We start from the raw sequence: 23141 nt of genomic DNA, 5'->3' as shown, positions 1-23141 counted from the left end.
CCTCTGTCGACGTCGTCTGCGCCTAGGCGATGGGGTGGTGGAGGGTGACGAGCTTGCGGCCGTCCGGGAAGGTCGCCTCGACCTGGACGTCGGCGATCATCTCGGGCACGCCGTCCATGACCTGGTCGCGGGTGAGCACGCTCCGGCCCTGCTCCATCAGGTCGGCCACGAGGGCGCCGTCTCGGGCTCGCTCGATGACCCAGGTCGAGAGGAGGGCGACCGACTCGGGGTGGTTGAGCCGGACGCCGCGCGACAGGCGGTCCCGGGCGACCATGCCGGCCACCGACAGCAGGAGCTTCTCGGTGTCCGCGGGGGACAGGTGCATCGCGGCCTCCTTGGCGTGACGTCGCCCGGCGGTCGGTTCGGTTGGACCGGCCACGTGGTCCGGTCGGGCAGGGTCAGTAGACCAAGGCAGTGTTTCGTGCGGGTTTCCTCCCCGCCAGCGCTAGCGTCGGGCCGTGCCGTCACACAGCATCCCCACTCCGGAGGCCGGCCCCGCGCCGGGCACTGTGGGCTCGTCGCGCGTCGTGATCCTCCCCAGCCCGTTGCTCGGGCCGGCCAGCTACCTGCCCCTGGCCGGGATCCTCAGGGAGCGCGGGCTCGCCACGGTGGTCGCGTCCCTGCCGGCCGGCGAGGTGATGCCCGGCGGGGTGCTCCACACCTTTGGTGCAGTCATCGACCACCACGCGGCGACGGTGCTCGTCGCGCACAGCAACGCCGGCTACTACGCGCCGGCCCTCGCCAGCGCGCGTGACCTGCCGGTGGTCTTCATGGACGCCGCTCTGCCCGCTGCCGGTGTGGCCGAGACCCGACTGGCGCCCGCAGCCTTCGCGGAGTTCATCGAGACGCTGCCGCTGAGCGACGGCCTCCTCCCGCCGTGGCCGTCGTGGTGGGACCGCGCGGACGTCGCGGCCCTCTTCCCGGACGACGACTGGCTCGACCGGGTGACCCGTGAGGCCCCCCGACTCCCCCCGGAGTACTTCACGACGCCCCTACCCGTGCCGCTCGGCTGGGAGGCGCGGCCGGCGGCATACCTCGGCTTCGGCGACACGTATGTCGAGGAGCTCACTCTCGCCGAAGGTCTCGGTTGGGCGGTGCGCCGCGAGGCGGGCCACCACCTCGCGCACCTCGCCGAGCCTGAGCGCGTCGCCGACCTCCTACTGGCTCTCCTCGACGCCCTCGCGACGCCACGCTGAGGCGCGACCTGGTCCCAGCGGGTCATTCGCTCGTCAGTCGTCGAAGACCGACCAGCAGATGGCGTTGCGGCGCACCTGGTCCTCCAGCACGAGCGCTCGAACCTCCTGGGGGAGCTGGTCGCGCTGCCAGTCGCGCTCGCGTCGTCCGGCGTCTGGATCCTGCGGGCTCGCTGCCTGCGCGGCCTTGATGGCGTAGGCCGCCGCCCCGAGGTCGTGCTCCGCCACGTGGCCGACGCAGGCGGCCTGGCCCGCGGCGTAGGCGGCGAACCGGGCCGGCCCGAGCAGGGGTCGCGCCGCACCCATCGCGTGCCCGCCCCGCGCTCTTGCGTCCATCATCGCCAGCTCGCCGCGGGCCCACGCGCGGGCCGCGTCGATCGCCGCTCGCGGACGGCCGTCCGTCGGCTCCTCCCGCTCGAACAGGTCCAGGACGTGCTCGGCACACGCGGCGGCCCACAGCGCCAGGAGGTGGTGATCCGCATCCGTGAGCGTCCCGCCGCGACGCACCGTGACCAGGCGCGGGTCGCGGACTTCGGGAAGGATCATGCAACCAGCCTGCCAGCCCTCGATCCGGCAACGTGCGATCTGGCTTCGAGTTCAGCCGGAGGATGCGCGGGGTCAGGCGGCTTGGTGGCCGTGGCGGTCCATCGGGTGGGTGGTGTGGGTGCGGCCGTCGGGGGCGGTCCAGGTGCAGATCCCGCGCTCGTCCATGGTCACCTGCCAGCCGGCGTGGTGCTTGAACCCGTGGTGGGTGGCGCACAGGGTCTGCAGGTTGGTGACGGTGGTCGGCCCGTCGGGATGTCGGACCACATGGTCGAGCTGGCAGCGTCGGGCGGCGGTGGCGCAGCCGGGGAACCGGCAGGTGCCGTCGCGGGACCGGACCGCCCGGGCGGTCCTGGCACCCGGACGGTAGGTGGTCGGGTCCTGCCAGCGGGTCGCGCCGGTGACCGAGTCGCTGCGGGCGAGGCGGATGGTGACGTCCGGGTCGTTGAGCAGGTCCACCACGTCCGAGGGGAGCAACGAGCCTAGGAGCGGCACCTCGGTGTGGGAGGACACGAACCACAGGTCCCCGTCGTGGTCGTGCAGGACCCCGTCGTCGAGTTCCTCACAGCCACCGAGGTCTTGGTAGACACCAGCACCGACGGGATCTGCATCCTCCGCGGCCTCGTCTGCGGGAGCCGGAGCAACACACTGCGCTGAGACGCCGAGATCGGGCTGGGTGTGGTGGCCGGCATCGATCGGGGCGACGAGCTCGATGGTGGTGCTGATCGTGGCGTTGGCCTCGACGAGGTCGGTGAGGGCGTCGGCCCTTGCGGCGCCCATCCGCAGGCCGGGCTGGGCTCGGGCGTACTCGGCCGCGAGCCCGTCCACCGCACCCCAGATGCGCATCGCGACGGGGGTCGGCAGGTCGGCCACCAGCCGGGTCATGCCGGTGCACTCACCCGGGCGCACGCGCACCTCGCTGCGGCCCCGGGCCAGGGCGGCGTGGTGGTCGGCGTCGTCGGGGGCGCACCGGTCGGCCGCGCGGCGGGCCCGTTGGCGCAGGGCAGCGCAGCTCAGCTCGGTGATGTCGCCCTCGAGCACTCGGGCTTCGAACTCGTGGAGCCGTGCCGCTGGTGCAGCCATCGACTCGGCGACGACGGCGTCGACGCGGTACGGCTCGAGGTCACCCGTCCACGCCAGGGCCTGCACCTGCGGCAGGGTGCACACCGCCGGTCGGGCGTGGTCGATGCGCGTCGACATGGTCCGCGGTGAGACGTGCAGGAGGGCGGCGAGCGACCCGGCCGCAAGAGCCTGCCCTGAGAGGTGCGGTCGCCGGGAGCCGGCCAGCGCCACGTCCGCTGCCTCCTGGTCGATTCGCTCGTCGCACCGCCGGGCCACGGTCTCCATCGCCGACCGCTGCCGCGCGGTCACCGCACTCACACCCGCTGCGACGCCAGGGCCAGCGCCTCCGCCTGCTCGACCGGCAGGTCCGCGATCTCGTCGTCAGACAAGGCCAAGAGCGCACCAGCGAGGACGGCCGGGTCGGCCCCCTGCACGTCCTGCACGCTCTCGAACATGTGTTCGAGCCTACACGGCGGCACCGACAGCCCGAGGCGCTGACCGGAAGCAGCCTGTGGACAAGAAACGGACTGCCGCCAGAAGACAACATCGGGGAAAATGGTTGGGACCAAAGGAGATTGCGAGCTACGTTCGACGCATGGACCGCCCAGCCCTCGACAACGCCCTCACCGACCGAGAGGCCGTGCTGCGTGCCTTCGTGCTCCCTGACGGGAGGCTCTCGGCGATCCCGACCCGTATCCGCAAGCGCCTCGTCGTCCTCAATGAAATGGCCCAGGCGTTCGAGATCGGCCAGACCTATGACGAGGCCCAGGTCAACAACTCCCTGCGCGCTTGGCACGACGACGTGGCGGCCCTGCGCCGCTACCTGGTCGAAGAGGGTTTCCTCGAGCGCCGCGACGGCCGCTACTGGCGCGCGGGCGGCACGATCGAGCACCCCGCCGCGACGTCCTAGGTCGCCAGCTCGAAGTCCTCGAAGTCGAACCCCGGCGACACCAGACAGCTCACGAGCGCGTCGTGGTCCGTTGCCACGGTCCGCTGCCAGCTCCCGGCGGGGACGAGCACCTGCGCGTCACCGCTGACCCCCAGGGTGCGGCGCTGGCACTGGTCGGTGGGCGCCGGGGACGCGTCAGAGCCGCCCAGCTCGAGCGTCACGACTCCCCTGTGGGCGAGCCACAGCTCGTCGGAGGCGACCCGGTGCCAGGCCGACTCCGCGCCGGCCGGGAGGAGGAAGTAGATCAAGGTCGCCGCCGACCGGGTGCGTCCGTCGGCGAGCTCGACGGTGGCCGGCGACACCCAGGTCTGCCGGTACCACCCACCCTCCGGGTGTGGCTCGAGGTCGAGGGCTTCGGCAAGCGGCGGCTTCATGAACCCCAGTCTCGCGGACCGCGGACCGCGGCACGCGTGGGGGCAGGGGAGCGCAGGGAACGACGGCCGCACCCGCCCGTTCCACGACTCGGTTCAGCAGGTGAGCGGCCCCACCTGCTGCCACACTCGGCTCATGCTGAGGCTGGATGACCTCTGGGTCTGGGACTCCTGGGTGGCTGACGACGGCGACCTCTACCACCTGTTCTTCCTCCAGGCGCCGCGCTCGCTCGGTGACCCGGGCAAGCGGCACACCGCCGCCACGGTGGGTCACGCCACCTCGCCCGACCTCGTCGACTGGACCTACCTCGGCGAGTGCTTCGGGCCCGACCACAGTGGCAACGAGCGCTTCGACGACCTCGCGATCTGGACCGGTTCGGTGGTCCACGACGGCGAGCGGTGGCGGATGTACTACACCGCGGTCTCGAAACGCGGCCACCACGTCTACGACCAGCGGGTCGGCTCGGCGGTCTCCGACGACCTGCAGCACTGGGAGCGCAGTGGCACCGAGCCGGTCGTCGGCGTCGACGGACGGTGGTACAAGAACCTGGCCAACACCCCGGCGCCCACCGAAGGCCCCGACCTCGAGGGCTCCAGCGAGACCTGGCGCGACCCCCTCGTGTTCGCCGACCCGGACGGCGACGGCTGGCACATGTTGATCAGCGCGCGGGCCCGCGACGCTGCGCGCAACGACGACGGCGTGGTCGCCCACGCCACCAGCCCCGACCTGGCGACCTGGACCCTGGGACCGCCGCTGTGTGAGCCGGGCGCCGGGTTCGGCCAGCTCGAAGTCCTGCAGAACAAGCAGATCGACGGCCGCTGGGTGCTCGTCTTCACCTGCCACCCGCAGGAGATGACACCGGAGCGCATCGCCCGCACCGGGGAGTACTGCACCTGGTCGGTGCCCGGTCCCGGACCGCTCGGACCCTGGGACATTGACAAGGCCCTCCCGTTCGCGGCCGAGCCGGACCTGTTCGCCGCGCCGCTGGTGCAGCAGCGCGACGGGTCGTGGGTGCTCGTCGGGTTCCGCAACCTCGAACCCAAGGGCATCGACGGCTTCCACATCATCGACCCGATCCCCGTCACTCTCGACGCCGACGGCTACCTCGTCGCCCGCTGACGCAGCCGGCTGACGTCGCCGGCTCACGCACAGCTCCACAGCACACGCCGAGGTATGCCGCGTGGCTGAGCCGGCCACGCGGCATACCTCCCGCGCCCGGCGCGGATATTGGCAGGCGAGGAGCGCCGCTCCCTGTCTAGGGTCGCGACCATGTTCATCCGCCAGGAGCTGCCGTCAGATGCCGACGCGATCCGCGCGCTGCACCGCCGCGCGTTCGCGAAGCCGGCCACGCCGGACGCGCCGGCCACCGACGGGTCGCTCGAGGCCCACCTCGTCGACGTGCTGCGGGCCGAAGGCGACCTGCTGGCACCGCTGTGCCTCGTCGCGGTGGCGGACGGGGTCGTCGTCGGTCACGTTGCGATGAGCCGCGCCTTCCTCGACGACCGGCCTGCGGCGCTGGCCGCACTCGGCCCGCTCGGGGTCCTGCCGGAGCGCCAGGGTGCGGGGGTCGGCTCGGCGTTGATGCACGCGACCATCGCCGCCGCGGATGCCGTGGGCCAGCGCGGGATCGTCCTGCTCGGCCATCCCACCTACTACCCGCGCTTCGGGTTCGGCCCGGCGGTCGACCACGGCATCACCCCGCCGCAGGACTGGGGACCGGCCGTCTTCATGCTGCGGACCCTCGGCGCCTGGGGCGACGGCCTCACCGGTGCGTTCCGCTACGCCCCCGCCTTCGAGCGGCTCGACGGCTAGCCCCCGACCGAGTCCCATCTTTATCGGGTCTAGGGAGAAGCGCCGGCTTCACCCCGGAAACGTTCCGGGGTGAAGCCACCCTTTGTCCCTAGACCCGATAAAGGTGAGGCGGGTCAGGAGAGGCGGCGCAGGACGTCCTCGAGGTCGGTGAGGTCGCGCGCCTGCTCGGGGCTCAGCGCTGCCAGCGGCGTCCTGGCCAGCCGGGCGTAGACCGCCGCCATGGCGGTGAACAGCTCCGGGCTGGCCCCGGCCGCGCCCTGGGTCTGCGCGATCTGCTCCATCTCGCCGACGAACCGTGCGCTCTTGCTGGTCGCCACCGCGATCCGGCGACCCGCGGTGGCGGCCGCGCCGGGGAACTCCTCGGCCAGGTCGGCCAGCACGACGTCGAGCACGGCGTGCGCCTGCGCCGTCTGGAGCGCCTGGGCCCACAGGGCGGTGCTGCCCTTGTAGACCGACGCGGTGCACATCTTCACCGCCGACGCCGACCCCGGGTCGGAGCCCACGACCCGCGTGCGCAGCCCGTCCGTGGCGAGCTCCGCCAGGGCGGCCGCCGCGCCGCCGGACAGGTAGAGCATGGTGTCGCCCCCGGGCGCGGGTGGGCCGCCGCTGATCGCCCCGTCGACGAAGTCGAGGCCCTGCGACCCGGCCAGGGCAGCGAGCTCGCGGACCGTCGCGGGCGAGATCGCGTTGAGGTCGGCCAGGAGCGGCCTCGCCCCGGTGCGGCGGCAGGCCGCCAGGACGTCGCTCATCGTCGACACGGCACCGCCAGGTGGCACCACGCTGGCGACCACGTCGCTGCCGGCCACCACGGCGTCAAGGTCGGCGACGAGCTCCAGCCCGTCGGCCAGGGTCCGCGTGCGTTCGCTGCGGCCGGCGACCGTCGCCAGCACGCGCACCCCACCGGCCTGCCAGGCGCGGGCGAGGGCCGACCCCATGGCACCGGGTGACACCACCCCGATGGTGAGGCGGTCCCTGTTCCCGAGCCCAGGCATGCCGGGCACCCTCAGTCGCCGGTCCGGCCGTCGGCCAGCTCGCGCAGGATGTCGAGGTGGCCGTTGTGGCGTGAGTTCTCCTCGATCAGGTGCAGGACCACCCACCGCAGCGTGGGGTGCTCGCCCGACCGGAGCGGTGTCTGCGAGCGGTCGTCGAGGTCGAGCCCGGCAATGATCGCGTCGGTGCGCTCGGCCTGCTCGGCGTACTCCGCCAAGGTCTGGGCCAGCGGAGTCGTCGCACCGAGGCTGAACTCGCGGTCGGGCTCCTCGTCGGTCCACGGGCCGAGGTCGGGACCGCCGACGAACCGGTTCTCGATCCACGAGTGCTCGACCCAGCGCAGGTGGTTGACCACGCCGCCCAGGCTCATCAGCGGCGACCCCGGCAGGGGCGCCGCCCCCACGTGTTCGTCGGCGAGGTCGCGGCACTTCTCGGCGGCGGTGTCTCGCGTGTACTGGAGCATGGTGAGCAGGGTGGTGCGCTCGTCCCAGGCCTCGGGTTTGTCGGTTCGCGTCATGGGCCGACCCTGTCGCACCGACCGGCCGGGCGCCAGCGGATTGCCGGGCGCCAACGGATTGTCCGGTGGCCGGTGGTGCTGGGTCGGAGGAACTGGGTGGGCCGCTAGTTGGGGTTGAACCCGTGCTCGGGCATCGGCGGCACCACGCCGAGCGTGGCGGCCAGCTGCCGCTCGCGCCGCACCAGCCGGAGCCCGAGCCGTAGCCGGGTCTCGGTGTCGGCGGCGGCGAGCAGGTGCTGCCGGTCGCCGAGGTCGAGGCCCACGGCCGCGCCCACGGCATACGAGAGCTCGCCGGCATCGGTGGGCCACGTCGGCTCCTCGGCCCCGAGGGTGGCGGCGTAGTCGTGCAGGGCGCCGCGCAACCGGTCGGCCAGGTCCGCCACCGCGTCCGCGTCGCCGGTGCGCTCCTTGAGGAGGGTGACCTCCCCGGTCAGGTATGCCGTGCCGGCACCCTCCACGAGCGCGTCCAGCCGGAACCGGCGCACCCCGGTGGAGACCACCAGGTAGCGACCGTCGCCGACCGCGGCGGCCTGCTGCACCCGGGCCACGCAGCCGACCTCGTGCAGGTCACGGACCGCCTCGGGGCCGACCTCGTGGCCCTGCCGGATCGCGACCACCCCGAACTCGGGCACGTCCATCGCGTTGACGAGGTCGCTGAGCAGCTCGAGGTAGCGCGGTTCGAAGAGCTGCAACGGCAACGTCGCCCCCGGCACGAGCACGGTGCCGAGCGGGAACAGCGGGAGCCGGGCCATGCCCCTCACGCTAGGTGGCACCACGTCGGGGCAACACCCCAGGCGCGGCCCACAGCCGCACGCCGGGTCTCGGCAGGTGCACCCAGGTCGGCGCACCACCCCTGCGGGGTGCCGTCCCACTAGGCTGCCAACCGTGTCGCCCTACGTCGTCATCGCCGCTGTGGTCGCGGTCGGCCTGCTGCTCTTCGTGGCTGCGATGGGCGCCAGGGCGCTGCTCGCCCCGAAGGCGCCGACCCGCGCCAAGCTGACGACGTACGAGTCCGGCGTCGACCCCGTCGGGCGGGACTGGGCGCAGACCCAGGTCCGCTACTTCGTCTACGCGTTCCTCTACGTCATCTTCGCCGTCGACGCGGTCTACCTGTTCCCCTGGGCGCTCGTCGTCCGGAGCAACCTCGGCGTGGCGTCGCTCGTGGAGATCGCGGTCTTCGTCGGCATCCTGCTGGTCGGACTGGTGCACGCCGCCCGCCGCGGTCTGCTGAGGTGGCTCTGATGACCACGACCCAGCCGACCCAGCCGACCCAGCCGACCCAGCCGACCCAGCCGGCCCCCGGATCGACGAGCCGGCCCACGCCGCTACCGATGCCGCGCGTCGGCCCGGCCACGGACCTGGCACCCCAGCCGATCCGCGTCGTCCTCAACTGGGGACGCCGCTACTCCCTCTGGGTCTTCAACTTCGGGCTGGCCTGCTGCGCCATCGAGTTCATCGCGGCGTCGATGGCCCGGCACGACTTCATCCGGCTCGGGGTGATCCCCTTCGCGCCCGGCCCCCGGCAGGCCGACTTGATGGTCGTGTCCGGCACCGTCACCGACAAGATGGCGCCGGCCGTGCGGCGGCTCTACGACCAGATGCCCGAGCCCAAGTACGTCATCTCGTTCGGCGCCTGCTCGAACTCGGGTGGCCCCTACTGGGACTCCTACTCGGTCACCAAGGGCGTCGACACGATCATCCCCGTCGACGTCTATGTGCCCGGATGCCCACCGCGTCCCGAGTCACTGCTCCAGGGCATCCTCAAGCTCCAGGAGAAGATCGCCGCAGAGACGTTGACCACCAAGGGAATTCGTGCGAAGTACGCCGGCCACCGCATCGCATCGGCAGCCGAGGTCAACCGCCCGCTCGTGCCGCCGCCGACCAAGGCCGCCCCGTGAGCGACCCCACCGCGCTCACTCGGGCCGAGGTCGACCCTGCCGACTGGGTCGAGACGATCTCCGCTGCTCTGGCTGAGGGCTACACGTTCTTCGACTGGCTGACCGCAGTCGACCAGCTCGACGACGAGCAGGCTCCCGGGCTCGACGTCGTGTGCCACCTGATGGATGGCTCGACGCCGAAGTCGTTGCGCCGCAAGCTCTTCCGCACTCGCGTCCCATCCGGGTCCAGCCTGGCCAGCCTGACGCCGGTGTTCCGTGGTGTGGCGTGGCACGAGCGCGAGACCCACGAGATGTTCGGTCTCGACTTCGACGGCTTCGACGACGGCACCGGACTCGGACTGCGGCCGCTCCTCCTGCCCGACGGCTTCGAGGGCACGCCGCTGCGCAAGTCGTTCGTCCTCGCGGCGCGCGCCTCCAAGCCGTGGCCGGGCGCCAAGGAGCCGGGCGAGTCCGAGCACGCCAAGCCCACCGGTCGGCGCCGCGTCTCCGCGCCGGGTGTGCCCGACCCCGAGTGGGGGCCGCGGTGAACGACGCCGTCGAGGTGACGCTGCGCGCCGTCGGCGTGCTGGCGGCCTTCCTCGTCCTCCCGTTGCTGGTGGGCCAGACCGAGCACAAGGTGATGGCCCACATGCAGGGCCGCCTCGGCCCCATGTATGCCGGTGGGTTCCACGGGTGGGCGCAGCTGGTCGCCGATGGGGTCAAGTTCGTGCAGAAGGAGGACATCACCCCGGCGGCTGCCGACCAGCGGGTCTTCCGGTTCGCCCCGGCGGTCGCCCTCGTCCCCTACCTCGTCGCGATGGCCGCCATCCCCCTCAGCCCGGACGTGGTGGCGGCCGACCTGCCTGCGTCGGCGGTGTTCGTCCTCGCGGTCACCGCGGTCGGCATCCTCGGCACCCTGATGGCCGGGTGGGCGAGCGCCAACAAGTACTCCCTGCTGGGCGCCATGCGGGCGGCCGCGCAGCTGCTCTCCTACGAGCTGCCGATGGTGCTCGCCGTCGCGAGCGTCTGCCTCGCCGCAGGCTCCCTCTCGCTGTCGGGCATCGTCGTCGCCTGGTCACCGTGGTGGCTGGTCCTCCAGCTCCCGGGGGCGATCGTGTTCCTGGTGTCCGCCGTGGCCGAGCTCCAGCGCCCGCCGTTCGACATGCCGGTCGCCGACTCCGAGATCGTGTTCGGCGCCTACACCGAGTACACCGGGCTGCGGTTCGCGTTCTTCCTGCTCAGCGAGTACGCCGGGATCGTCGTCATGTCCCTGCTGTTCGCCGTCCTCTACCTCGGTGGCTGGCACGGCCTGGCCAGCGACCAGCTCGGCTGGTTGTGGACCCTGCTCAAGGGCTTCTGCATCGCGGTGGTCGTCATCTGGCTCCGGGTGGCCTGGCCGCGGCTGCGCGAGGACCAGCTGCAACGACTGGCCTGGCTCGTCCTGGTGCCCCTGGCGCTGGCCCAGCTGGCCCTGACCGGAGTCTGGGTGGTGGTCGCAGCATGACTGAAGAGGCGAAGAAGCCGGGAGCCATCGGCATACCCGGGATCCTCAAGGGGCTGGCCACGACGGCGCGGACCATGGCCAAGCCGACCCACACTGCGGAGTACCCCCACGCGCAACCCCACCTGCCGCCGCGCAGCCGTGGGGTGATCGCGCTGCTCGAGGAGAACTGCACCTCCTGCATGCTCTGCGCCCGCGAGTGCCCCGACTGGTGCATCTACATCGACTCCCACAAGGAGACGATCCCCGCGACGACCCCGGGTGGACGCGAGCGGCAGCGCAACGTCCTCGACCGGTTCGCGATCGACTTCAGCCTCTGCATGTACTGCGGCATCTGCATCGAGGTCTGCCCGTTCGACGCGCTGCACTGGAGCCCCGAGTTCGAGTACTCCGAGCTCGACATCCGCGACCTCCTGCACGAGAAGGACCGGCTCGGCCAGTGGATGCCCACGGTGCCGCCGCCCTCGGCGCTCGACGAGCACTCCGCCGAGGCCGCCGAGATCGGCGCGACCACCCGCCCCGGGCGCCTGGTCCGCACCACCCCGGCCCGCTCGGCACCGACCCGGGCCACCCCGTCCGGCCAGGAGCCGCCGCCCGCGTCCGGCCAGGAGCCGCCGCCCCCGACCGCATCGGAGCCAGCCCCGGAGCCCGGGGAATGACGGCTCTCGACGTCGCCTTCGCCGCGGTCGGCCTCGTCACGGCCGCTAGCGGGCTGCTCGCCGTGACCACCCGCCACGTGGTGCACGCCGCGCTCTGGCTGGTGGTCTGCCTCGGCGCGGTGGCGGGTTGCTACCTGGTGCTCGGGGCGGAGTTCGTCGCGCTCGTGCAGCTGCTCGTCTACGTCGGCGCGATCGTCGTGCTGGTCCTCTTCGCCCTCATGCTGACCCGCGCGCCGATCGGCGCGAACCCCGACATCAGCACCGGCCGCCTGCACCGCGTGCTGGCCGGCGTCCTGGGCGCAGGAGTGACCGCGCTGCTGGCCGCCGCGCTGCTGCCACTGGCCGGCCCGGCCGTCGAGCGTCGTGACACGTCCACCACCCAGCTCGCCGAGCAGCTGTTCGGCACCTGGGTCTGGCCCTTCGAGGTCCTGTCCGTCCTCCTGCTGGTCGCGCTGGTGGCCGCGATGGCGGTGTCGCGCATGACGCGTCCACCGGTCGCCGCCGAGCCCGCGGTGACCGGTGAGGACGGCGTCGGATGATCCACCTCGCGGGTCCCTACCTGCTCGCCGCGGTCCTTGCCGGGCTCGGCACCTATGGCGTGCTCGCCCGGCGCAACGCCGTGCTGGTGCTCATCGGAGTCGAGCTGGTGCTCAACGCGGCGAACCTCCTGCTCGTCTCCGTGGGCGCGAGCGGCGGCGACCGCTGGGCCGCCGGCAACGTCCTCACCCTGTTCGTCATCACCATCGCCGCGGCCGAGGTGGTGGTCGCGCTGGCCGTGGTGCTGGCCGTCTTCCGGCTGCGCGGCGCAGTCGACCTCAGCGAGCCGGTCAGCGAACCGGTCAGCGAGCCAGTCATCGGCGAGGTCGACGAGGTGCGGTCGTGAGCGGCACCGCCACCCGGCTCGTCGTCCTCGTCCCCGTCGTGGCGGCCCTCCTCGGCCTGCTGGTGGCGCGTCGGGCCGACGTCCGCGCGGCCCGGCTCCTGGCCGTCGGCGCCGCCGTCCTCGGGGTGCTCTTCGCCCTGGCCGAGGTGGTCGGCGTCCACGGCTCGTCCGGCGCGCGCACGGTCTCGTCGATCCCGGCCCTCGCCGCTGGGGAGCTGCGGATCCCGTTGCAGCTGCAGGCGACCACCGCCACCGCGACGATCGCGCTGGTGGTCGCCGTCGTCGGCTGGGCGGTGCAGGTCTTCGCGGGGTGGTACCTGAAGGACGACGACCGCTACGGCATCTTCGCCGCCACCGTCTCGCTCTTCACCGGCGCCATGCTCCTCGTGGTCCAGTCCGCCGACCTCGTCCTCACCCTCGTCGGCTGGGAGGTGATGGGCTGGTGCTCGTACCTCCTGATCGGCCACTGGAGCCGCAAGGAGACCGCCCGCCGCGCCGCGCTGAAGGCCTTCCTCGTCACCCGCCTCGCGGACGTCGGCTTCGTCCTCGGGGTGGTGATCCTCGCCGCGGGAGCCGGCTCCACGGCATACCGGCGGGTCGTGCAGTCCTGGGCCGGTACCGGCTGCAACGACGCGGGAGCCTGCACCGGCCCCAGCACCACCCTGCTCAACGCGGCCATGGTGCTGCTCGTCATCGGCATCCTCGGCAAGTCGGGCATGGTGCCCTTCCACGACTGGCTCCCCGACGCCATGGAGGGCCCGACGCCCGCCTCGGCCCTGATCCACGCCGCGACGATGGTCGCCGCCGGCACCTTCGTGCTCGCCCAGCTCTTCGACGTCCTCGCCGCCGCCGACGGTGCCCGCTGGCTGCTCGCGCTGAGCACCGCCGTGACGATGGTGTATGCCGCGGTGCTGGCCTTCGGGCAGAGCGACCTCAAGCGGCTGCTCGCCTACTCGACCCTGAGCCAGGTCGCCCTCATGCTGTCCGCGCTCGCGGTGGCACCGGCGGACGACGGGCCCGGCGCGGGCGTCCTCCACCTCTACTCCCACGCGTTCTTCAAGGCGTTGCTGTTCCTCGCGATCGGCTGGCTCAGCGTCACGGTCGGCGGCACCGCCGCGGCCACGATGCGCGGCGGGGTGCGGGGCCACCTCTTCATCCGGCCGGCGATGTTCGTCGGGCTGCTCTCGCTCGCAGGGGTCCCGCCGCTGGTCGGGTTCGTCTCCAAGGAGCACGTGCTTGACGCAGCGGAGGCCGGCATCGGCGCAGGCGAGGCCCGCGCCTGGCTGGTGCTCCTGGCCGGGCTGCTGACGGTCGCCCTCACCGCGGCCTACTGCATGCGCGCTTGGATCGTGCTCGACGACCTGGGCTCCGCCGACATCGAGCGCCACGACGCCGACACCGCGACCGTCGGCGTCCGCACGGCGGTCACGGTCCTGACCGTCCTCACCGTCGTCGGCGGCCTCGTCGTCGTGACCCCGTTGCTCGACCTCGGCGGCCACATCGGCTGGCTCGTCGCGTTGCTCAGCATCCTGCTCATCGTCGGGGCCGGTCTGGCAGTCCGCTCGGTCGCCGCGGGGAAGGACCCGGCCGTCCGGGTCGTCGGCGCGCGGATGCCGTCGTTCGACGCCGGGCTCGGGGTGGACCGGCTCTACGTCGCGCTGGTCGCACGCCCCGTGCTCGCGCTGGCGCACCTCGTGGTGTTCCTCGACCGGGAGGTCGTCGACGCGTACGTCCGCGGGGCGGCTGCGGCGACCCGGTTCGGTGGCACCGGCGGCCAGCGGGCCCACCGGGGCGAGGTGGCCGCCTCCGGGCTGGCCTGGGTCGTGGCCGGGGTCGTGGCGGTCGCCCTCGCAGGGGTGGCGCTGTGGTGAACCAACCGACCGTGGTGAACCACCAGACCGTGGTGAAGGTGACGCCGTGGTGATCCTGGTCAGCCTCGTGGTCCCGGCCGCCGTCGCCGTCTGGCTGCTCACGGGTGGCCGCGGCGTCTCCCACCGCACCGCCAACCTGCTCGCCAGCGCGGCCAGTGTCGTGACGCTCGCCGGCGTGCTGTTCGCCGTGATCACCCGCCCCACCGTCGACCGCGCGTGGGTGCCATCGCTCGGGCTGCGCTGGCAGCTGGCGGTCGACGGGATCAGCGCGCCGCTCCTGCTGCTCACCGCGATCCTCGGCGTCGGGGTGGTCCTGCACACCCTCGACCGGCCGCCGCAGGGTGGCACCACGGCTGCCTTCCACGCCTGCCTGCTCCTGGTCGAGTTCGGCGCGCTGGCCACCTTCTACGCGCGTGACGCGGTGCTCTTCTTCGTGGCGTTCGAGCTGGTCCTCGTGCCGATGTGGGTGCTCATCACCCGGTTCGGCGACCCCCACGACGCGGCCGCGCGGGCCGACGCCGGGGGACGGTTCGTCCTCTACACGGCCTTCGGCTCGACCCTGATGCTCGTCGGCATCCTCGCCCTCGTCGCCAAGGCCGGCACGTCCGACCTCGACGTCCTCGCCCAGGGCGGCGGGCACGGCATACCCGTCGGCACCCAGACCCTCGTCGCGGCGCTGCTGGTGGCCGGGCTGGCCGTCAAGGTGCCGGTCTTCCCGGTGCACACCTGGCTCCCGCCGGCCCACACCACCGCACCGACCGCCGGCTCGGTGCTGCTGGCCGCCGTGCTCCTCAAGATGGGTACCTACGGTCTGGTCCGGCTGCCGCTGGCTTCGCTGCCGGAGGGCTTCGCGCACGTCGCACCGGTCCTCGCGGTGCTCGGCGCGGTCGGCATCCTCTGGGGAGGCCTGGCCTGCCTGGTCGAGCGTGATCTCAAGCGGCTGGTCGCCTACTCGTCCGTGGCCCACATGGGCTTCGTGGTCCTCGGGCTGTCCAGCGGCACCCGCACCGGCCTGCAGGCCGCGCTGTTCGCGAACGTCGCCCACGGCGTGGTCTCCGCGCTCCTGTTCGTCGTCGTGGGCGGGCTCAAGGAGCGCTGGGGGAGTGCCGACCTGGAGACGGCGCGGGCCGCGCTGCGGGAGGTCACCCCGCGCCTCGGGTTCGCCCTCGTCGTCGGGCTCGCCGCCTCGCTGGGGCTGCCCGGCCTCGCGGGCTTCTGGGGCGAGTTCCTCAGCGTGTATGCCGCGTGGTCACCCGCCGCCGACCGTCCCGAATGGCTCTTCCGCGCCCTGGCCGTCGTCGGCGCCCTGGGGACGGTCCTGGCCGCCGCCTACGCGTTGCGGGTCCTGCGGACGGTCTGGGCCGGCGAGCGCTCCGAGCCCCGGATCGAGGACAGCCGCGACAGCGAGTGGGACGTCATCGCCGTGCTGGTCCTGGCCGTCCTGCTGCTGGGCATCGCACCCGGGCCGCTGCTCGCCCTCACCGACGACACGGTGAGCACCATCATCGGAGCCGCGCCATGAGCGCGCCCACGGCCACCACCATGGTCACCATCACGATCGGGGGTGCCGGATGAGCGCGCCCACGGCCACCACCCTGGTCACCTTCGACTGGGTGGCCCTGGCCCCTGTCGCCGTCCCCGCCCTGGGCGCCGTGCTCGTCCTCGTCGTGGACGTGATGGCCCCCCGGCTGGTCCGGCTGCATGCCGCCGTCGGCGTCCTCGCGCTGGTGGCCGGCATCGCCCTCGCCGTGCCCGGGGCGCTGCGCTCGGCCGACGACCCGCTGCGCACGCTGTGCCTGCCTGCTCCCGACGGCGCCTGCCTCTACGAAGCGGGTCCGCTCGCCAGCGCCTTGCAGCTGGGCGCCCTCGCGTCGGCGCTCCTCGTCCTCCTGCTCAGCTGGCCCGGGGCCGACCCCCGCGACCACCTGCGGAGCGGCCCGGCGGTCATCGTGTCGCTGGTCCTCGCGGCGACGGCCGGTGCCGCGGGTGTCGCGGCCGCGCACGACCTCGGGTCGTGGCTGGTGTGCCTCGAGCTGGCCACCCTGCCGGCGATCGCGCTGGTCGCCCTCCGCGGTGACGCTCCGGCCGGACGGGGTGCGCTCGCCCTGCTGACGACGTCGCTCGTCTCGTTCGCGATGGTCGTGCTGGGAGCAGCGCTGTGGCTGCTGTCCACCCGCGAAGCCGTCTTCGCAGCCGGTGGGGTGCAGGACGCGCTCGCCGACCCGGAGCGCCGGGTCGTGCTCCTGCTCGGCGCGCTGCTCCTGCTCGCCGGCCTGGGGTTCAAGCTCAGCCTCGTCCCGTTCCACGTCTGGACACCGCAGGCCTATGCCGGTGCCACCGAACCGGTCGCCGCCTTCCTCGCCGCGACCTCGAAGGTGGCCGCGCTCGCCGCCCTGCTCGTGCTGGTCCAGCCACTCGTCGGGGCAGGCACCCCGGTGCTGGTCGCCATCGGCATCCTGGCCGCCGTGTCGATGACCGTCGGCAACGTCCTGGCACTGGTGCAGGACGACCCGGTGCGGCTGCTCGCGTGGTCCACCGTCGCCCAGGCCGGCTGGGTGGTGCTGCCGCTCTCGGCGCTCGACGACGACTCCGCCGCGGCGTCCGGGGGATACCTGCTCGCCTACGTGGTCGCGACGTTGGTCGCGTTCACGGTGGTGCACGTGGTCACGGCCACGCCACGGCGTCGCGGGGTGGTCGACCCGGGACGCACGCTCGCGGCATACACCGGGCTGCTGCGCGCCCACCCGCTGCTCGGTGGGGCGCTGGGCCTGGCCCTGCTGTCGCTCGCCGGTCTGCCGCCGGGGGTCATCGGCCTCGTGGCGAAGGTGGTCGCGCTGCGTCCGGTCGTCGGCGCCGGCCAGTGGCTGCTCGTCGCCGTGGCGGTGCTCAACGCCGTGATCGGGGTGGCGGTCTACCTGCGTTGGTTCGCGGTGCTGCTCCGGGACCCCGACGAGGGACCGGCCCGCGCCGTCATCCGCCGCATCCCCCGGTCTGCACTGGCCGCGCTCGTCCTCGGCGGGACCGCCCTCGTGGCCACCAGCCTGATGCCCCAGCTGCTGCTCGGGCTGCTCGGCTGAGCGGCACTGCAGGGCGGCTGCACGGGGAACGCCAGCACGGAAGGGAGCGTTGAGGCAGACATGCACAACCATTTCAATGGGCTCAAGACCGCAGCCCTCTTCGGCGGGATCTTCGCCCTCCTGCTCGGTATCGGTGGGGTCATCTCGGCCTCGACGGGCAGCTCGGCGTTCATCTGGCTGTTCGCCCTCTTCGGCGTCGGCATGACCGCCTACGGCTACTGGAACTCCGACAAGCTCGCCATCAAGGCGATGCACGCCTACCCCGTCAGCGAGGCGCAGGCCCCGGCGATGTACCGCATCGTCCGTGAGCTCTCGACCGCGGCCGGCAAGCCGATGCCCAAGCTCTTCATCAGCCCCACCGCCGCACCCAACGCCTTCGCGACCGGCCGCAACCCCGAGAACGCCGCCGTCTGCTGCACCGAAGGCATCCTCGGGCTGCTCGACGAGCGTGAGCTGCGCGGGGTCCTCGGCCACGAGCTGATGCACGTCTACAACCGCGACATCCTCACCGGCTCGGTGGCCGCGGCAGTGGCCGGCGTGATCACCTCGGTGGCCCAGATGCTCATGTTCGCAGGCATGTTCGGCGGTGGGGGCAACGACGAGGACCGCCCCAACCCGCTGGCGATGCTCGCGATGGCGCTCCTCGCGCCGTTCGCCGCGATGATGATCCAGATGGCGATCAGCCGCACCCGCGAGTACGACGCGGACGAGGACGGAGCCAAGCTCACCGGTGACCCCCTGGCGCTCGCGTCGGCCCTGCGCAAGCTCGAGGCCGGAGTCGCCCAGGCGCCCCTGCAGCCGACGCCGGCGATCCAGAACTCCAGCCACCTGATGATCGCCAACCCGTTCCGGCCGCAGGACGTGTCGCGGTTCTTCTCGACGCACCCCCCGATGACCGAGCGGATCGCCCGGCTCGAGCAGCAGGCCTACGGCTTCCGCCAGCGCTGATCTGACCCCTTTCCGGGCCCACCCCAGACCGCCTGTCGGCGACTCGCCAGGGCCCGGGAATGAAAGTCTGGCGGATTCACGTTACAGTTGGCGCAGTTGCAGTTCCTCGTGTGAGTGGGCCCGCCAGTGTGCGGGCCTTTTCCGTAAGCGGTGTATTCCGTGTCGTGGTGATTTCGCAGCTGGTGGTCCGCATCCGCGGCCACATCGGCCAATTAGGAAAAGAGTTATCCCATGGCACAGGGAACAGTGAAGTGGTTCAACGCTGAGAAGGGCTTCGGCTTCATCGAGCAGGACGGCGGCGGCGCCGACGTCTTCGTGCACTACTCCGCGATCGAGTCCGGCGGCTACCGCTCGCTCGACGAGGCGCAGCGCGTCGAGTTCGACATCACGCAGGGCCCGAAGGGTCCCCAGGCGGAGAAGGTCACGGTCATCTGACCTGCCCCACCTCTGAACTTCAGTTCGAAGCCCCCGGCCGTCTCGGCCGGGGGCTTCGGCGTTCGCCGGGCACGGCTGGTTGAATCGATCCCATGCCTTCCCTGACCCGGGCCGAAGCACGTCGGCGCTCCGAGCTCCTGACCGTGACGAGCATGGCGGTGGACCTCGACCTCGACCAGGGCGAGCAGACCTTCGGCTCCCACGCGAGGATCTCCTTCGACTGCGCGGAGCCGGGCGCCACCACGTTCGTCGACGTCCAGCCGGTCGAGCTGACCGCGATCGTCCTCAACGGCCGGGCGCTCGACGTCGCCGCCCTCGTGGACGGCCGGGTCGAGCTGGTCGGGCTCGAGGCCCAGAACGTCCTCGAGGTCGAGGCGACGATGGCCTACAGCCGCGACGGGCAGGGTCTGCACCGGGCGGTCGACCCGGCTGACGGCGAGCACTACGTCTACGGCCACCTGTTCCTCGACGCGGCCCCCCGGGTCTACGCCTGCTTCGACCAGCCCGACCTCAAGGCTCCCTACTCGGTGACCGTGCGCGCCCCCGAGGAGTGGCTGGTCCTCGGCAACGGCGCGGCCACCCGGGTCTCGCCCGGTCGCTGGGAGCTGGCCGAGACCAGGCCACTGGCCACCTACTTCGTCACCGTCTGCGCCGGTCCCTACGCGTCCGTGCTCGACGAGCACGACGGCATACCCCTTGGCATCCATGCCCGAGCGTCGCTGCGCACCCACCTGGAGCGCGAGGCCGGCCAGATGCTCGAGGTGACCCGCGCGAGCTTCGACTACTACCACTCGCTGTTCGGGATCCGGTACCCGTTCGGGGAGTACCACCAGGTCTTCGTGCCCGAGTTCAACGCCGGCGCGATGGAGAACCCCGGCTGCGTGACCTTCCGCGACACCATGGTCTTCCGGGGTGCCGCGGCCCGCGACGAGGTGCTCGCGCGCACCAACACGATCGCGCACGAGATGGCGCACATGTGGTTCGGCGACCTCGTCACCATGCAGTGGTGGGACGACCTGTGGCTCAACGAGTCGTTCGCCGAGTACATGGCCCACCGCACGTGTGTCGCGGCGACCGAGTTCACCGACGCGTGGGTCGACTCGACCGTGGCCCGCAAGGCGTGGGGGTATGCCGCGGAGCGCACCCCCTCGACGCACCCCGTGGCCGGGTCGGCTGCGCCCGACGCCCAGGCGGCGCTGCAGGACTTCGACGGCATCTCGTACGCCAAGGGTGCCGCCACGCTGCGCCAGCTGATCGCGCACATCGGTGACGACGCCTTCATCGCCGGGGTCGGCGACTACCTGCGCCGGCACTCCTACGGCAACGGCACGCTGGCCGACTTCATGGGCTTCATGGAGCACGCGAGCGGGCAGTCACTCACCGACTGGAGCCGGGCGTGGCTGCTCACCGCAGGGGTGGACGTGATCTCGGTCGACCGGGCCGAGGGTGCCGTGCAGCGCACCGTGCCGGGCCGGTTCCCGGCCGACCGGCCGCACACGATGGACGTCGCCGGGTTCACCGGCGGCGACGAGGTGTTCCGGGTGCCGGTGACCATCACGCAGGACCGCACCGTCGTCGCGGCGCTGCGGGACGGACCTGCCGCCGAGCTCGTCGTGCCGAACGCGTCCGACCTCACCTGGGCGACCGTGACCCTCGACCCCGAGTCGGTCGCGGCCGTGCCGACCGCCCTGGCCAGCGTGCCCGACGTGCAGGCGCGGGCCGTCGTGTGGATCGCGCTGGTCGACGGCGTCTGCCTCGGCACGGTTGACCCACGGGTGCTCGTGCTGACCTTCGGCCACGCCTGGCCGGTCGAGGACAACGACTCGATCCTGAGCCGCACGGCGCTGGCCCTCCTGGGCCGGATCATCCCCACCTTCCTGCCGCCCGCCGAGCACGAGTGGGCCGAGGGGGTCGTGGCGAGCTCGGCCGAGCAGGTCCTTGCCGCGGCCCGGCCCGGCTCGACCCGGGCCCTGGTCGCGGCCAGGACGGTCGCCCGCTCGTCCGGCGACGAGACGCTCTTGCGGGCCTGGGCGGCGGCCAAGGACCGCCCGGCCGGCCTCGAGAAGGACTCGGACTTCGGCTGGATCGCGGTGCGCAACCTGGCCGCGAGGGGACTGGTCGACGAGGACTTCGTCGAGGGTCGCCGGGCCGACGACGACACCCTCCAGGGCCGGCTGAACGCTCTCATGGCACGGGCGGCCATGCCGGGCGCCGACGCGAAGGCGTGGGCGTGGTCGGAGCTCACCACCAACCGGTCCCGCTCGAACTACGAGCTCAACGCGCTGGCCCAAGGGTTCTGGCTGGCCGACGACCTCGCCGTCGTGCGCCCCTACGCCGAGCGCTACTTCGTCGACGTGCCGGCCATGAGCGACTGGGTGGGTGAGGACGCCATCGCCCGCGTCGCGACCCTGGCCTACCCCGGTCGGGTGGTCGAGGACGCCACGGCGCAGCGCAGCCAGGCCACGCTGGGCGGAGGCGGGCTCACCGCCGGGGTGCGCCGGTCGATGGTCGACGCGGAGTCGCAGCTGCGCGAGGCGCTGCGGTCCCGGGCCACCTTCGGCTGAGCCTGCGTGGGGTTCGGTCCGCCGAACCGTCCGGACCGCGTCTGTGCAGGTCAGGGGGCCATGGGACGAGGTGCTCCGGGCGGTTTTTCCGCATTTTGGGGGTATCGTTGCCTGCGGCGAGGCCGTCGGATGTCAGCAGACGTTCAGCTCCGTCCACGGAGGTCTGGGTGGATATCCCTCGATGAATCGACTGACTGAAGGCTTGGTCCTCGGCGAACGCTACGTGCTGGGCGCGCGGATCGCCGCCGGCGGCATGGCCGACGTCTGGGCGGGCACCGACGAGGTGCTGCAGCGGTCGGTCGCCCTCAAGGTGATGCGGCCCGACGCCGGTCACGAGGAGCTCTTCGCCCTCCGGTTCCGCGACGAGGCGGTGCACTCGGCTGCCCTGCTGCACCCGAACATCGCCACGGTCTTCGACTACGGCGAGGACGACGGCCTGGCGTTCCTGGTGATGGAGCTGGTCAAGGGTGAGCCCCTGTCCCTGCTGCTCAAGCGGCGCGGCCCGCTCGACCCGGCGGAGGTGCGCTCCCTGATCGGCCAGGCCGCCCTGGCCCTGGGCGTGGCGCACGAGGCCCGCGTGATCCACCGCGACGTCAAGCCGGCCAACATGCTGGTGCGCCCTGACGGGCTGGTGAAGCTCACCGACTTCGGGATCGCGCGCGCCCTCGACGCCGCCGGCCACACGAGGGCCGGCGAGATGCTGGGGACCCCTGACTACATCAGCCCCGAGCAGGCTCTCGGCGAGGCGGCGACCGGCGCGAGCGACCTCTACGCGCTGGGCGTCGTGGCGCACGAGATGCTCTCCGGTCGCAAGCCGTTCGACCGGGGCACCCCGGTCGCGACCGCGCTGAGCCACGTCAACGAACCCCCTCCGCCGCTCCCGGACGGCGTCCCCGAGGACCTCGCGTCGCTGGTCGCCGACTGCCTCGCGAAGGACCCCACGGACCGTCCCGCGAACGCCCGCGAGGTCGCCTCCCGGGTCGGTCTCGGCGACCAGGAGATGGCCGGCCTCGCCCTGGGCCTGGCCAGTGCCCTCGACAGCTGGGCCGAGGACGACTCGCCCGACACCGACGGCTCGGTCATCCGCTTCCCCGACCTGGGTGGCCCGACGATGGCCATCGAGACCGGCACGGACACCGCCCAGCCCGGAAGCGCGTAGCGCACCGCCCACACACAGGTATGCCGCCGTCCCCGGCTGGGGGACGGCGGCGTACACGTTTATCGGGTCTACGGACTTCCGCCGGCTTCACCCCGCAACGTTTCCGGGGTGAAACTGCCCTTCCCGGGGTTGAGCCCGGCCGGGGTCAGCGGTAGTTGGTGAACTGGATCGCGAAGTCGAGGTCCTGGCCCTTGAGCAGCGCCTGGACGGCCTGCAGGTCGTCGCGCGACTTGCTCGTGACCCGCAGCTCGTCGCCCTGGATCTGCGACTTCACTGACTTGGGGCCCTCGTCACGGATGATCTTGCCGACCTTCTTGGCGTTCTCCTGCGAGATGCCCTCCTGCAGGCCGACCTCGAGGCGGTACTCCTTGCCGGACAGCTGCGGACCGCGCTCCGGCACGTCCAGGTGCTTGAGCGAGACCTTGCGCTTGACCAGCCAGGTCTGGAACACGTCGAGGACGGCGTTGGCGCGCTCCTCGGTGTTCGCCTTGATGACGACCTTGTCCTCGCCGCTGGCCTCGATGGACGCGCCGACGTTCTTGAAGTCGTAGCGGGTGGCCACCTCGCGCGCTGCGCTGTTGAGGGCGTTGGCGACCTCCTGGTGGTCGATCTTGCTGACGATGTCGAACGAGCTGTCGGCCATGGTGGCGTGTCCTTCCTGGGCGTCACGCGGCTCCCACCCGGTCGGGTGGATACCGGTTTCGGCATTCGTGGTTGTCCTTGCTATCC

Annotated in this window: 27 protein-coding genes; 18 read left to right on the top strand and 9 right to left on the bottom strand. The window is 72.3% G+C overall.

Annotated features, from left to right (window positions below; genetic code table 11):
- Nucleotides 1–22: 22 nt before the first annotated feature.
- The gene (locus tag ASG95_RS17880; protein ID WP_056924291.1) at nucleotides 23–325 is read right to left on the bottom strand and encodes an urease subunit gamma; all 303 of its coding nucleotides are present in this window, start codon (nucleotides 323–325) and stop codon (nucleotides 23–25) included.
- A 133-nt stretch (nucleotides 326–458) separates the two neighbouring features.
- On the opposite strand from ASG95_RS17880, the gene ASG95_RS17875 reads away from it, so the two are divergent.
- Nucleotides 459–1196 carry an alpha/beta fold hydrolase gene (locus tag ASG95_RS17875; RefSeq protein ID WP_157582222.1) on the top strand — a complete coding sequence of 246 codons (738 nt, stop codon included), beginning with the start codon at nucleotides 459–461 and terminating at the stop codon, nucleotides 1194–1196.
- A 33-nt stretch (nucleotides 1197–1229) separates the two neighbouring features.
- Here ASG95_RS17875 and ASG95_RS17870 read toward each other — a convergent pair whose 3' ends face one another.
- The 3 genes from ASG95_RS17870 to ASG95_RS21480 form a co-directional block, all read right to left on the bottom strand.
- Complete coding sequence (locus tag ASG95_RS17870) at nucleotides 1230–1739, bottom strand: putative immunity protein (protein ID WP_057378329.1); 510 nt, start codon at nucleotides 1737–1739, stop codon at nucleotides 1230–1232.
- 72 nt (nucleotides 1740–1811) lie between these two features.
- Nucleotides 1812–3116, bottom strand: coding sequence for an HNH endonuclease signature motif containing protein (locus ASG95_RS17865; RefSeq protein WP_057378328.1), 1305 nt, complete (start codon nucleotides 3114–3116; stop codon nucleotides 1812–1814).
- Nucleotides 3113–3253: a hypothetical protein gene (locus tag ASG95_RS21480; protein ID WP_157582219.1), complete on the bottom strand. Its 141-nt coding sequence runs from the start codon at nucleotides 3251–3253 to the stop codon at nucleotides 3113–3115. The genes ASG95_RS17865 and ASG95_RS21480 overlap by 4 nt, the downstream gene beginning before the upstream one ends.
- A 140-nt stretch (nucleotides 3254–3393) precedes the next feature.
- Here ASG95_RS21480 and ASG95_RS17860 point away from each other — a divergent pair, with 140 nt between their 5' ends.
- Nucleotides 3394–3708, top strand: a complete 315-nt coding sequence (locus ASG95_RS17860) for a DUF2087 domain-containing protein (protein WP_057378327.1) — start codon at nucleotides 3394–3396, stop codon at nucleotides 3706–3708.
- On the opposite strand, the gene ASG95_RS17855 is transcribed toward ASG95_RS17860, so the two are convergent.
- Entirely contained in the window at nucleotides 3705–4121 is a 417-nt protein-coding gene (locus ASG95_RS17855; RefSeq protein ID WP_057378326.1) for a cupin domain-containing protein, read from the bottom strand. The two genes, ASG95_RS17860 and ASG95_RS17855, sit on opposite strands and share 4 nt — an antisense overlap.
- 133 nt (nucleotides 4122–4254) lie before the next feature.
- Here ASG95_RS17855 and ASG95_RS17850 point away from each other — a divergent pair, with 133 nt between their 5' ends.
- Complete coding sequence (locus tag ASG95_RS17850) at nucleotides 4255–5238, top strand: glycoside hydrolase family 68 protein (RefSeq protein ID WP_057378325.1); 984 nt, start codon at nucleotides 4255–4257, stop codon at nucleotides 5236–5238.
- Between the two features lie 150 nt (nucleotides 5239–5388).
- Complete coding sequence (locus ASG95_RS17845) at nucleotides 5389–5931, top strand: GNAT family N-acetyltransferase (RefSeq protein WP_057378324.1); 543 nt, start codon at nucleotides 5389–5391, stop codon at nucleotides 5929–5931.
- A gap of 113 nt (nucleotides 5932–6044) precedes the next feature.
- Here ASG95_RS17845 and ASG95_RS17840 read toward each other — a convergent pair whose 3' ends face one another.
- The 3 genes from ASG95_RS17840 to ASG95_RS17830 all read right to left on the bottom strand — a co-directional run bounded on the left by ASG95_RS17840 (nucleotide 6045) and on the right by ASG95_RS17830 (nucleotide 8190).
- Nucleotides 6045–6923 (bottom strand): NAD(P)-dependent oxidoreductase, encoded by an 879-nt coding sequence (locus tag ASG95_RS17840; RefSeq protein ID WP_057378982.1) that lies wholly within the window; start codon nucleotides 6921–6923, stop codon nucleotides 6045–6047.
- Nucleotides 6924–6934: 11 nt separating this feature from the next.
- Complete coding sequence (locus tag ASG95_RS17835; RefSeq protein ID WP_057378323.1) at nucleotides 6935–7438, bottom strand: DinB family protein; 504 nt, start codon at nucleotides 7436–7438, stop codon at nucleotides 6935–6937.
- Nucleotides 7439–7542: 104 nt separating this feature from the next.
- Complete coding sequence (locus ASG95_RS17830) at nucleotides 7543–8190, bottom strand: LON peptidase substrate-binding domain-containing protein (RefSeq protein WP_057378322.1); 648 nt, start codon at nucleotides 8188–8190, stop codon at nucleotides 7543–7545.
- 133 nt (nucleotides 8191–8323) lie between these two features.
- Between ASG95_RS17830 and ASG95_RS17825 the strand changes: the two genes are divergently transcribed.
- From ASG95_RS17825 to ASG95_RS17760, 14 genes are all read left to right on the top strand, one after another.
- Nucleotides 8324–8680 (top strand): NADH-quinone oxidoreductase subunit A, encoded by a 357-nt coding sequence (locus ASG95_RS17825; protein WP_056924221.1) that lies wholly within the window; start codon nucleotides 8324–8326, stop codon nucleotides 8678–8680.
- An 89-nt stretch (nucleotides 8681–8769) separates the two neighbouring features.
- Nucleotides 8770–9336, top strand: a complete 567-nt coding sequence (locus ASG95_RS17820; RefSeq protein WP_056924287.1) for an NADH-quinone oxidoreductase subunit B — start codon at nucleotides 8770–8772, stop codon at nucleotides 9334–9336.
- Entirely contained in the window at nucleotides 9333–9863 is a 531-nt protein-coding gene (locus ASG95_RS17815; RefSeq protein WP_056924220.1) for an NADH-quinone oxidoreductase subunit C, read from the top strand. The genes ASG95_RS17820 and ASG95_RS17815 overlap by 4 nt, the downstream gene beginning before the upstream one ends.
- Complete coding sequence (nuoH, locus tag ASG95_RS17810; RefSeq protein ID WP_200961934.1) at nucleotides 9860–10819, top strand: NADH-quinone oxidoreductase subunit NuoH; 960 nt, start codon at nucleotides 9860–9862, stop codon at nucleotides 10817–10819. Before ASG95_RS17815 ends, nuoH begins: the two co-directional genes overlap by 4 nt.
- Nucleotides 10816–11475, top strand: coding sequence for an NADH-quinone oxidoreductase subunit I (locus tag ASG95_RS17805; protein ID WP_057378320.1), 660 nt, complete (start codon nucleotides 10816–10818; stop codon nucleotides 11473–11475). The genes nuoH and ASG95_RS17805 overlap by 4 nt, the downstream gene beginning before the upstream one ends.
- Nucleotides 11472–12014 (top strand): NADH-quinone oxidoreductase subunit J, encoded by a 543-nt coding sequence (locus tag ASG95_RS17800; protein WP_057378319.1) that lies wholly within the window; start codon nucleotides 11472–11474, stop codon nucleotides 12012–12014. The genes ASG95_RS17805 and ASG95_RS17800 overlap by 4 nt, the downstream gene beginning before the upstream one ends.
- Nucleotides 12011–12358 (top strand): NADH-quinone oxidoreductase subunit NuoK, encoded by a 348-nt coding sequence (gene nuoK, locus ASG95_RS17795; protein ID WP_057378318.1) that lies wholly within the window; start codon nucleotides 12011–12013, stop codon nucleotides 12356–12358. Before ASG95_RS17800 ends, nuoK begins: the two co-directional genes overlap by 4 nt.
- On the top strand, nucleotides 12355–14229 hold the full coding sequence (locus ASG95_RS17790; protein WP_057378317.1) for an NADH-quinone oxidoreductase subunit L: 1875 nt from the start codon (nucleotides 12355–12357) through the stop codon (nucleotides 14227–14229). Before nuoK ends, ASG95_RS17790 begins: the two co-directional genes overlap by 4 nt.
- A 46-nt stretch (nucleotides 14230–14275) precedes the next feature.
- Nucleotides 14276–15751 carry a NuoM family protein gene (locus ASG95_RS17785; RefSeq protein WP_057378316.1) on the top strand — a complete coding sequence of 492 codons (1476 nt, stop codon included), beginning with the start codon at nucleotides 14276–14278 and terminating at the stop codon, nucleotides 15749–15751.
- A 49-nt stretch (nucleotides 15752–15800) separates the two neighbouring features.
- Nucleotides 15801–17306, top strand: coding sequence for a proton-conducting transporter membrane subunit (locus ASG95_RS17780; protein ID WP_057378315.1), 1506 nt, complete (start codon nucleotides 15801–15803; stop codon nucleotides 17304–17306).
- 60 nt (nucleotides 17307–17366) lie between these two features.
- The gene (htpX, locus tag ASG95_RS17775; RefSeq protein WP_057378314.1) at nucleotides 17367–18254 is read left to right on the top strand and encodes a zinc metalloprotease HtpX; all 888 of its coding nucleotides are present in this window, start codon (nucleotides 17367–17369) and stop codon (nucleotides 18252–18254) included.
- 231 nt (nucleotides 18255–18485) lie between these two features.
- Nucleotides 18486–18689, top strand: a complete 204-nt coding sequence (locus ASG95_RS17770; RefSeq protein ID WP_056924211.1) for a cold-shock protein — start codon at nucleotides 18486–18488, stop codon at nucleotides 18687–18689.
- 92 nt (nucleotides 18690–18781) lie between these two features.
- Complete coding sequence (gene pepN, locus ASG95_RS17765) at nucleotides 18782–21253, top strand: aminopeptidase N (RefSeq protein WP_057378313.1); 2472 nt, start codon at nucleotides 18782–18784, stop codon at nucleotides 21251–21253.
- 181 nt (nucleotides 21254–21434) lie between these two features.
- Entirely contained in the window at nucleotides 21435–22412 is a 978-nt protein-coding gene (locus ASG95_RS17760; RefSeq protein ID WP_082592823.1) for a serine/threonine-protein kinase, read from the top strand.
- 145 nt (nucleotides 22413–22557) lie between these two features.
- Here the strand turns inward: ASG95_RS17760 and ASG95_RS17755 are convergent, their stop codons facing one another.
- Nucleotides 22558–23055: a YajQ family cyclic di-GMP-binding protein gene (locus ASG95_RS17755; RefSeq protein WP_056924209.1), complete on the bottom strand. Its 498-nt coding sequence runs from the start codon at nucleotides 23053–23055 to the stop codon at nucleotides 22558–22560.
- Nucleotides 23056–23141 lie beyond the last annotated feature (86 nt).

The sequence above is a fragment of the Phycicoccus sp. Soil803 genome (assembly GCF_001429685.1).
Taxonomy (GTDB): domain Bacteria; phylum Actinomycetota; class Actinomycetes; order Actinomycetales; family Dermatophilaceae; genus Pedococcus.
Note: the sequence above shows the minus strand (reverse complement) of the source record. Positions and strands in the feature narration are given on the sequence as shown.

Excerpts from the sequence above, each read along its gene's own strand:
- ASG95_RS17880 (WP_056924291.1), bottom strand. The coding sequence starts at position 325 with ATGCACCTGTCCCCCGCGGACACCGAGAAGCTCCTGCTGTCGGTGGCC.
- ASG95_RS17870 (WP_057378329.1), bottom strand. The coding sequence starts at position 1,739 with ATGATCCTTCCCGAAGTCCGCGACCCGCGCCTGGTCACGGTGCGTCGC.
- ASG95_RS21480 (WP_157582219.1), bottom strand. The coding sequence starts at position 3,253 with ATGTTCGAGAGCGTGCAGGACGTGCAGGGGGCCGACCCGGCCGTCCTC.
- ASG95_RS17860 (WP_057378327.1), top strand. The coding sequence starts at position 3,394 with ATGGACCGCCCAGCCCTCGACAACGCCCTCACCGACCGAGAGGCCGTG.
- ASG95_RS17855 (WP_057378326.1), bottom strand. The coding sequence starts at position 4,121 with ATGAAGCCGCCGCTTGCCGAAGCCCTCGACCTCGAGCCACACCCGGAG.
- ASG95_RS17850 (WP_057378325.1), top strand. The coding sequence starts at position 4,255 with ATGCTGAGGCTGGATGACCTCTGGGTCTGGGACTCCTGGGTGGCTGAC.
- ASG95_RS17845 (WP_057378324.1), top strand. The coding sequence starts at position 5,389 with ATGTTCATCCGCCAGGAGCTGCCGTCAGATGCCGACGCGATCCGCGCG.
- ASG95_RS17840 (WP_057378982.1), bottom strand. The coding sequence starts at position 6,923 with ATGCCTGGGCTCGGGAACAGGGACCGCCTCACCATCGGGGTGGTGTCA.
- ASG95_RS17835 (WP_057378323.1), bottom strand. The coding sequence starts at position 7,438 with ATGACGCGAACCGACAAACCCGAGGCCTGGGACGAGCGCACCACCCTG.
- ASG95_RS17830 (WP_057378322.1), bottom strand. The coding sequence starts at position 8,190 with ATGGCCCGGCTCCCGCTGTTCCCGCTCGGCACCGTGCTCGTGCCGGGG.
- ASG95_RS17820 (WP_056924287.1), top strand. The coding sequence starts at position 8,770 with ATGCCGCGCGTCGGCCCGGCCACGGACCTGGCACCCCAGCCGATCCGC.
- ASG95_RS17805 (WP_057378320.1), top strand. The coding sequence starts at position 10,816 with ATGACTGAAGAGGCGAAGAAGCCGGGAGCCATCGGCATACCCGGGATC.
- ASG95_RS17800 (WP_057378319.1), top strand. The coding sequence starts at position 11,472 with ATGACGGCTCTCGACGTCGCCTTCGCCGCGGTCGGCCTCGTCACGGCC.
- nuoK (WP_057378318.1), top strand. The coding sequence starts at position 12,011 with ATGATCCACCTCGCGGGTCCCTACCTGCTCGCCGCGGTCCTTGCCGGG.
- ASG95_RS17780 (WP_057378315.1), top strand. The coding sequence starts at position 15,801 with ATGAGCGCGCCCACGGCCACCACCCTGGTCACCTTCGACTGGGTGGCC.
- htpX (WP_057378314.1), top strand. The coding sequence starts at position 17,367 with ATGCACAACCATTTCAATGGGCTCAAGACCGCAGCCCTCTTCGGCGGG.
- ASG95_RS17770 (WP_056924211.1), top strand. The coding sequence starts at position 18,486 with ATGGCACAGGGAACAGTGAAGTGGTTCAACGCTGAGAAGGGCTTCGGC.
- pepN (WP_057378313.1), top strand. The coding sequence starts at position 18,782 with ATGCCTTCCCTGACCCGGGCCGAAGCACGTCGGCGCTCCGAGCTCCTG.
- ASG95_RS17760 (WP_082592823.1), top strand. The coding sequence starts at position 21,435 with ATGAATCGACTGACTGAAGGCTTGGTCCTCGGCGAACGCTACGTGCTG.
- ASG95_RS17755 (WP_056924209.1), bottom strand. The coding sequence starts at position 23,055 with ATGGCCGACAGCTCGTTCGACATCGTCAGCAAGATCGACCACCAGGAG.